The following is a 7,022-nucleotide window of genomic DNA, read 5'->3' on the forward strand; positions in this document are numbered from 1 at the left end:
CGATGCTGGAACTCATCGACGTCCACGCCGGTTACGGTCGCACCGAGGTCGTGCACGGGGCCGGGATAGAGGTCCCGGCCGACGGTGTGGCCGCGATCATGGGCCACAACGGCGCCGGGAAGACCACCCTGCTGCGCGCGGCGGTCGGCTTGGTGCGTACCCATCGCGGCACCATCCGTTTCGACGGCGCCGATATCACCACGCTGCGGCCGAGCGCCCGGGTCAAGCGCGGATTGGCCTATGTCCCGCAGGGGCAGCAGTGCTTCGGCCATCTCACCACCGCCGAGAACCTGCGGGTGGTGGCCGACGGCCGCACACGCGGCCGGGCATTGATCGACGAACAGCTGGATCTGTTCCCCGCGCTGAAAGAGTTGCTCGACCGCCGGGCCGGGCTGCTCTCCGGTGGGCAGCGCCAGCAGCTGGCGATCGCGCGGGCCCTGATCACCGAACCGCGCATGCTGATCCTCGACGAACCCACCGAGGGCATCCAGCCGTCGGTGGTCGCCGAGATCGAGAACACCATCACCGAATTGGTGACCCGCGGCGGGCTCGGGGTGCTGCTGGTGGAACAGCACATCGGTTTCGCGCTGCGGGCCGCGAGCCGGTACTACGTGCTGGAGAGCGGCCGGGTCACCTCTTCCGGGGAGGGCGGGGCCGGGGCGGTGGAAACCGTTCGCGCCGCCATGACTCTCTAGGCTGCGCGTCGTGACCGAACCACGAAGCAAACGCGAATCACGCAGCGACACTGTGTACAAGTCGCTGCGCGACGAACTCATGACCGGTGCGCTGGCGCCGGAGGAGCGGCTCGGCGAAGAACGGCTGGCCGAACGCTACGGTGTCTCGCGCACCCCGGTCCGCGAGGCGCTGGCCCGCTTGCAGGCCGACGGTCTGGTGGAGCGCCACGACGCCGGACTGTTCCCCTACCGGCCGCGCCTGGACACCCTGGGCGACTACTACGAGCTGCGGATCACCCTCGAAGTCCAGGGCATCGCCCGCGTCCTCGCCGATCCGGACCTCGGCCACGACCGGGCCGTACTCGGACCCGAGATCGACCGCTGGCGCGCCTTCCGCACCGCGCCCCCGGACCCGGACGCCGGTTTCGTGGCCGCCGACGAACAGTTCCACACCGTCCTGCTCGACTCCTCCGGCAACCACGCCCTCACCGACGCCCTGAAAACGGTGAACGCCCGGATACGCCCCGTCCGAATGTTCGACTACCTGACCCCCGACCGCATGCTCGCGACCATCGAGGAACACATCGCCATCGGCGAGGCCGTCCTCGACCGTGATCTCACCGGCGCCCGCGAGCAGCTCCTCGCCCATATCGACCAGTCCCGCCGCGTGGTGGCCGACCGCGCCGGTCAGGTGCTCCAGCTGACCCGTATGGCCCGCGCGACCAAGACCTGATATTCCCGGCTACTCCGGTAGCCGCACTGTCCACGCCGAGAGGATCGACCGTGACCGAGACCGCCCCGCAGTTGTATACACCGCTGCATACGCCGCTGCCCGAATGCCTGCTGATCGCCAACCGCGGTGAGATCGCCTGCCGCATCCTGCGTACCGCCCGGCGGCTGGGGATCGAGACGGTCGCGGTGTTCTCCGATGCCGACGAGGGTTCGCGGCATGTGCGGATGGCCGATCGCGCGGTCCGGCTCGGCCCCGGCCCGGCCGCCGAGTCGTATCTGCGCGGGGACGCGGTGATCGAGGCGGCGCTGTCCGCCGGCGCCACCGCCGTCCACCCCGGCTACGGATTCCTCTCCGAGAACGCGGATTTCGCGGCGGAGGTGGAGGCCGCGGGAATCGCGTTCGTGGGACCGGCCGCCGAACATCTGCGGCTCTTCGGCGACAAGCACAGTGCCCGCCGGGCCGCCGCCGCGGCGGGTGTGCCGCTGGTCGCGGGGAGCGGTCTGCTCACCGGGCTCGACGAAGCGCTGGCGGAGGCCGAGCGGATCGGGTATCCGGTGATGCTCAAGGCGGCCGGGGGTGGCGGCGGTATCGGGATGGCCGCGTGCGCGGGACCCGGCGAACTCACCGACGCCTACCAGCGGGTGATCCGTCTGGCGCAGCACAACTTCGGCTCCTCCGCGGTGTATCTGGAGCGGTTCGTCGCCCGGGCCCGCCATGTGGAGGTGCAGATCTTCGGCGACGGCCGCGGTCGCGCCGTATCCCTGGGCACCCGCGACTGCAGTCTGCAGCGGCGCAACCAGAAGGTCATCGAGGAGGCGCCCGCCCCCGGCCTCCCCTACACCGTGAGCGAACAACTCCTCGAATCGAGCCGGAAACTGCTCGGTGACGTCGGTTATCGATCCGCCGGGACGGTCGAGTTCATCTACGACGTCGACCGCGCAGAGGCCTCGTTCCTCGAGGTGAATACCCGGTTGCAGGTGGAGCATCCGGTCACCGAGGCCGTCACCGGCGTGGACATCGTCGAGTGGATGCTGCGCCTGGCCGGTGGTGACTCCGCGTTCCTCGACGAGATCCCCGATTCCGGCCCGCCGATCACCGGATACGCGGTGGAGGCCCGCGTCTACGCCGAGGACCCCGGTAACGATTACCGGCCCGGCGCGGGCACCCTCACCGGCGTCGAGATCCCCGCCGCGGCGGCCCGGGTGGAGACCTGGGTCGAGACCGGTACCGAGATCAGCCCCTACTACGACCCGCTGATCGCCAAGATCATCACCTCCGGGGGGAGCCGGCCCGAGGCCCTGCACCGCCTGCGCGCCGCGCTCGACGAGACCCGCATGTTCGGTATCACCACCAACCTGCCGCAGCTGCGCGCCGCCGCCACCAGTTCCCCCATGCTCGACGCCCGGCACACCACCGCGACCCTCGGCAGCCTGGCCACCATCCGCCCCCGCCTGGAGATCCTGCGCGCCGGTGTCTCCACCACCATCCAGGACTTCCCCGGCCGCCTGGGACTCTGGAGCGTCGGTATCCCGCCGTCGGGCGCCTTCGACGATCTGTCCTTCCAGCTCGCCAACCACGCCGTCGGGAACTCGCTGGGCGAGAACGGCCTGGAGGCAACGCTGCTGGGTCCGCGGATCCGCTGCACCGACACCACCGTGGTCTGTGTGACCGGCGCCGAAGCCCCCGTCACCGTGGATGATCAGCCGGTCCCCATGTGGGAGCCGGTCACCGTCCCCGCCGGTTCGGTCCTCGATATCGGCGCGCCCTACGACACGGGACTGCGCACCTATCTCGCGGTCCGCGGCGGCATCCTCGCCCCCGACTATCACGGCAGCGCCGCGACCTTCACCCTCGGCGGGTTCGGCGGTATCACCGGCCGCGCCGTCGCCACCGGCGATATCCTCGGCCTCAAACCGGACGCGGGCGGCCTGTTGGACCCCACGCCGATCCCGGCCGGCGAACGCCCCGAATTCGGCCACACCTGGTACGTCGGTGTCGGCGAGGGTCCCCAGCCCGCCCCCGATTACTTCGCCCCCGCCGATATCGACCAGTTCTACGACGCCACCTGGCAGGTGCAGGCCCACGCCAACCGCACCGGCCTGCGCCTGGCCGGTCCGAAACCGACCTGGTCGCGGACCGACGGCGGCGACGCCGGCCTGCACCCCTCGAACCTGCACGACTGCCCGTACAGCGTCGGCGCGCTCAATCTCTCCGGCGACACCCCGATCCTGCTCGGCCCCGACGGTCCCAGCCTGGGCGGTTTCGCCTGCCCGCTCACCGTGATCTCCGCGCATCGCTGGAAACTGGGTCAGATGCGCCCCGGTGACCAGGTACGTTTCGTCCCGGTCGGCGACGACCGCACCGGCCCCTTCCGCTCCGCACCCGCCCTACGTGGCCGTGGCCTGCCCACCCCCGAACTCCTCGGGTCCCGGGAGCGGGACAACGGCGTCCTGGGCCGCCGTGACGCCGGGAGCGGCACACCCGAGGTGAAATACCTGCGTGGCGGCGACGACAACGTGCTGATCGAGTACGGCCCGAGGGAGCTCGATCTGGGTCTGCGGATGCGCGTGCACGCATTGAGCGACCGCCTCGAACAGGCGTCCATCCCCGGCCTGATCGATATCACCCCCGGGGTGCGCTCGCTGCACCTGCACTTCGATCCCGACGTCATCGATCAGCGCACCGTGGTCCGGCTGCTCGGCGAACTCGAGGACGATATCCCCGATACCGCCGATCTGCGGGTGCCGAGCCGCCATATCGAACTCCCGCTGTCCTTCGACGACCCCACCATCGGGCAGGCCATCGAACGCTACGGTCGCGGTGTCCGCGCCGAGGCTCCCTGGTTGCCGTCCAATATCGAGTTCATCCGCCGGATCAACGGGCTGGACAGTATCGACGAGGTGCGCGATATCGTCTTCGCCGCCCAGTACATGGTGCTCGGCCTGGGCGACGTCTATCTCGGCGCGCCACTGGCCGTCCCGCTCGACCCCCGCCACCGCCTGGTGACCACCAAGTACAACCCCGCCCGCACCTGGACCCCGTCCGACGCGGTGGGTATCGGCGGCAAGTACCTCTGCGTCTACGGGATGGAATCCCCCGGCGGCTACCAGCTCATCGGCCGCACCGTCCCTATCTGGTCCGGTTACCGCCAGCGGGCACCCTTCGAGGCCGGGAAACCGTGGCTGTTCCGGTTCTTCGACCGCATCAGCTGGTATCCGGTCGCGGCCGGGGAACTGCTGGACCTGCGCGCCGATATGGCGGCGGGCCGCTACGAGATGCGCACGAGCGTCGGCGAATTCGCCATGGCCGATCATCTCGAGTTTCTCCGGGACAACGCGACCGATATCGCCGCCACCGAGGAACACCGGCAGGCCGCGTTCACCGCCGAACGGCGGCGCTGGGAGGCCAGTGGCGAACTGAGCAACCGGGCCGATTTCGCCGTCGACCCCGAACCTGCCGAGGATCTCGACCTGCCCGAGGGCGCCCATATCGTCGCGGCGCCCATGATGGCCAATGTCTGGCGGGTCGAGGTGGCCGCGGGCGAGCACGTCGAGGCCGGCACCACCCTGCTCGTGCTCGAGGCCATGAAGATGGAGTTGCCGGTGGTCGCGGAGGTCTCCGGCACCGTGCACACGATCACCGTCGCGGCAGGCGACCAAGTCACCACCGGCGCACCTCTGGTCGCCATCGAAAAAGGAGCGGCATGACCATGGAGCAACTACCGCTAGCGGAACCGGCGACGGATACGCCGGTGAGCGTCGCCGACAAAGTCGCCCGTGCCTACCGGACCATCCGCGAGCACGATCGCCCCGAAATCTGGATCACGCTGCGCGCCGAAGTGGAGGTCGCGGCCGAGGCCGCCGCGCTCGACATCCGGCTCGCGCAGGGTGAGCGGTTGCCGCTGGCCGGGGTGTTGCTCGCGGTCAAGGACAATATCGACGTCACCGGTACCCCCACCACCTGCGCCTGCCCGGGTTACAGCACGACGCCGCAGCACACTGCCCCCGCTGTGGCCCGGCTGATCGATCAGGGCGCGCTCGTCCTCGGCAAGACCAATCTCGACCAGTTCGCGACCGGTCTGGTGGGCACCCGCAGCCCGTACGGCGCGGTCCGCAACGCCCTGTTTCCCGACCGCGTCTCCGGCGGCAGCAGTTCCGGCTCGGCCGTCGCCGTCGCACTCGGCATGGTCGACGCGGCGCTGGGCACCGATACCGCTGGGTCGGGCCGGGTACCGGCCGCGCTCAACGGAATCGTGGGCGTCAAACCGACCCTCGGCCTGGTCTCCACCACCGGTGTCGCCCCCGCCTGCCCCGACTACGACGCGGTCACCGTCTTCGCCCGTGATCTGACCCTCGCCACCGAGGTGACCGCCGCCATGATCGGCCCCGACCCCGCCGACCCCCGCTCCCGCACCTGGCCCGCCGACACTCCCCTGGGCGCCCCCGCCCGGGCCACCCTCGCGGTCCCCGCCGACCACAACCTGTCCGCCCTCTCCCCCGCCTACCGTGCCGCCTTCGACGCCACCGTCGCGCGCTGGCGGGCCGGCGGCGGTGAGGTCGCCACGGTCGATATCGGCGAACTGCTCGACGCCGCGACACTCCTCTACGACGGCGCGATCGTCGCCCAGCGCTACGCCGCGATGGGCGAATTCCTCGCCGGCGAACCGGACGGCGCCGATCCGGTGGTCGCGCGGATCGTCGCGGGCGCGGCGCGGCCCGCCGCCCACGAATACGTCACCGACCTCGGACGTCTCGCCGTCGCGGCCGCCACCGCGCGCCGCCTGTTCGCCGAATACCCCGCCCTGCTCCTGCCGACCACCACCGAGCATCCGACCATCGCCGCGGTCACCGCCGAACCGGTGGCGATCAACAGCCGGATGGGCACCTTCACCAACTTCTGTAACCTCCTCGACCTGGCCGCCGTCGCGGTCCCGGGCGCGGAGACCGCGACGGGCGACCCGTTCGGCGTCATGCTGATCACCCCGGCGTTCGCCGATCAGGTGGGTATCGAGCTGGCCGCCCGGCTGCTGGATACGCCCGCCCCGCTGCTCACCGGGACCGGCACCGACCTCCTGGTCGTCGGCGCCCATCTGCGCGGCCTGCCCCTGCATCACCAACTGGAGCAGGCGAAGGCGCGATTCCTCGGCGAGGTCGTCACCTCGGCGGCGTACCGCATGGTCGCGCTGCCCGCCGAACCGCCCAAACCCGGCATGCTCCGGGTCGGCGCGACCGCCGGCCGGGCGCTGCCCGGCGAACTGTACCGGCTCTCCCCGGCGGCCCTCGGCACCTTCCTGAGCAATCTGCCGGCGCCGATGACACTGGGAAAGGTGGAACTGGATTCCGGACGCTGGGTCACCGGCTTCGCCTGCGATTACGAATCCGCCCGCGCCGCAACCGATATCACCGAATACGGAGGGTGGCGCAATTACCTGAACACCGGTCGTTGACACTCCCCGCCCGAGACCCCGTGCGGCCCGTCCAACCGCACGGCGCCACCCGGCCGTTCCCGATGAGGGTTGCAGGGCAGCCTGCGAAGCAGGAACGGCCGGGGGGGCGTCGGGCCCACGCGCTCCGAAACGACAGCCGGGCACCACCCCCCCGGGCCCATGACCAGCG

4 protein-coding genes are annotated in these 7,022 nt (G+C 70.7%); all 4 read left to right on the plus strand.

Translation table 11 applies throughout. The features are described from left to right. Nucleotides 1-2: 2 nt before the first annotated feature. Genes urtE through atzF form a run of 4 tightly spaced genes read left to right on the plus strand, consistent with a single transcriptional unit; the run spans nucleotide 3 to nucleotide 6,853 of the window. A complete protein-coding gene (gene urtE, locus AB0H42_RS07720) occupies nucleotides 3-695 on the plus strand; it encodes an urea ABC transporter ATP-binding subunit UrtE (protein WP_357051683.1) in 693 nt (230 codons plus the stop codon). 10 nt (nucleotides 696-705) lie between these two features. Next, nucleotides 706-1,407 (plus strand): GntR family transcriptional regulator, encoded by a 702-nt coding sequence (locus AB0H42_RS07725; protein WP_357051376.1) that lies wholly within the window; start codon nucleotides 706-708, stop codon nucleotides 1,405-1,407. Between the two features lie 50 nt (nucleotides 1,408-1,457). Further along, the gene (gene uca, locus AB0H42_RS07730) at nucleotides 1,458-5,114 is read left to right on the plus strand and encodes an urea carboxylase (protein ID WP_357051379.1); all 3,657 of its coding nucleotides are present in this window, start codon (nucleotides 1,458-1,460) and stop codon (nucleotides 5,112-5,114) included. Then, on the plus strand, nucleotides 5,111-6,853 hold the full coding sequence (gene atzF, locus AB0H42_RS07735) for an allophanate hydrolase (RefSeq protein ID WP_357051382.1): 1,743 nt from the start codon (nucleotides 5,111-5,113) through the stop codon (nucleotides 6,851-6,853). The genes uca and atzF overlap by 4 nt, the downstream gene beginning before the upstream one ends. Nucleotides 6,854-7,022 lie beyond the last annotated feature (169 nt).

The organism is Nocardia sp. NPDC050799, from assembly GCF_040654015.1.
In the GTDB taxonomy this organism is placed as follows: domain Bacteria; phylum Actinomycetota; class Actinomycetes; order Mycobacteriales; family Mycobacteriaceae; genus Nocardia.

Coding starts and splice junctions, on each gene's coding strand:
- atzF (WP_357051382.1), top strand. CDS start 5,111: ATGACCATGGAGCAACTACCGCTAGCGGAACCGGCGACGGATACGCCG.
- urtE (WP_357051683.1), top strand. CDS start 3: ATGCTGGAACTCATCGACGTCCACGCCGGTTACGGTCGCACCGAGGTC.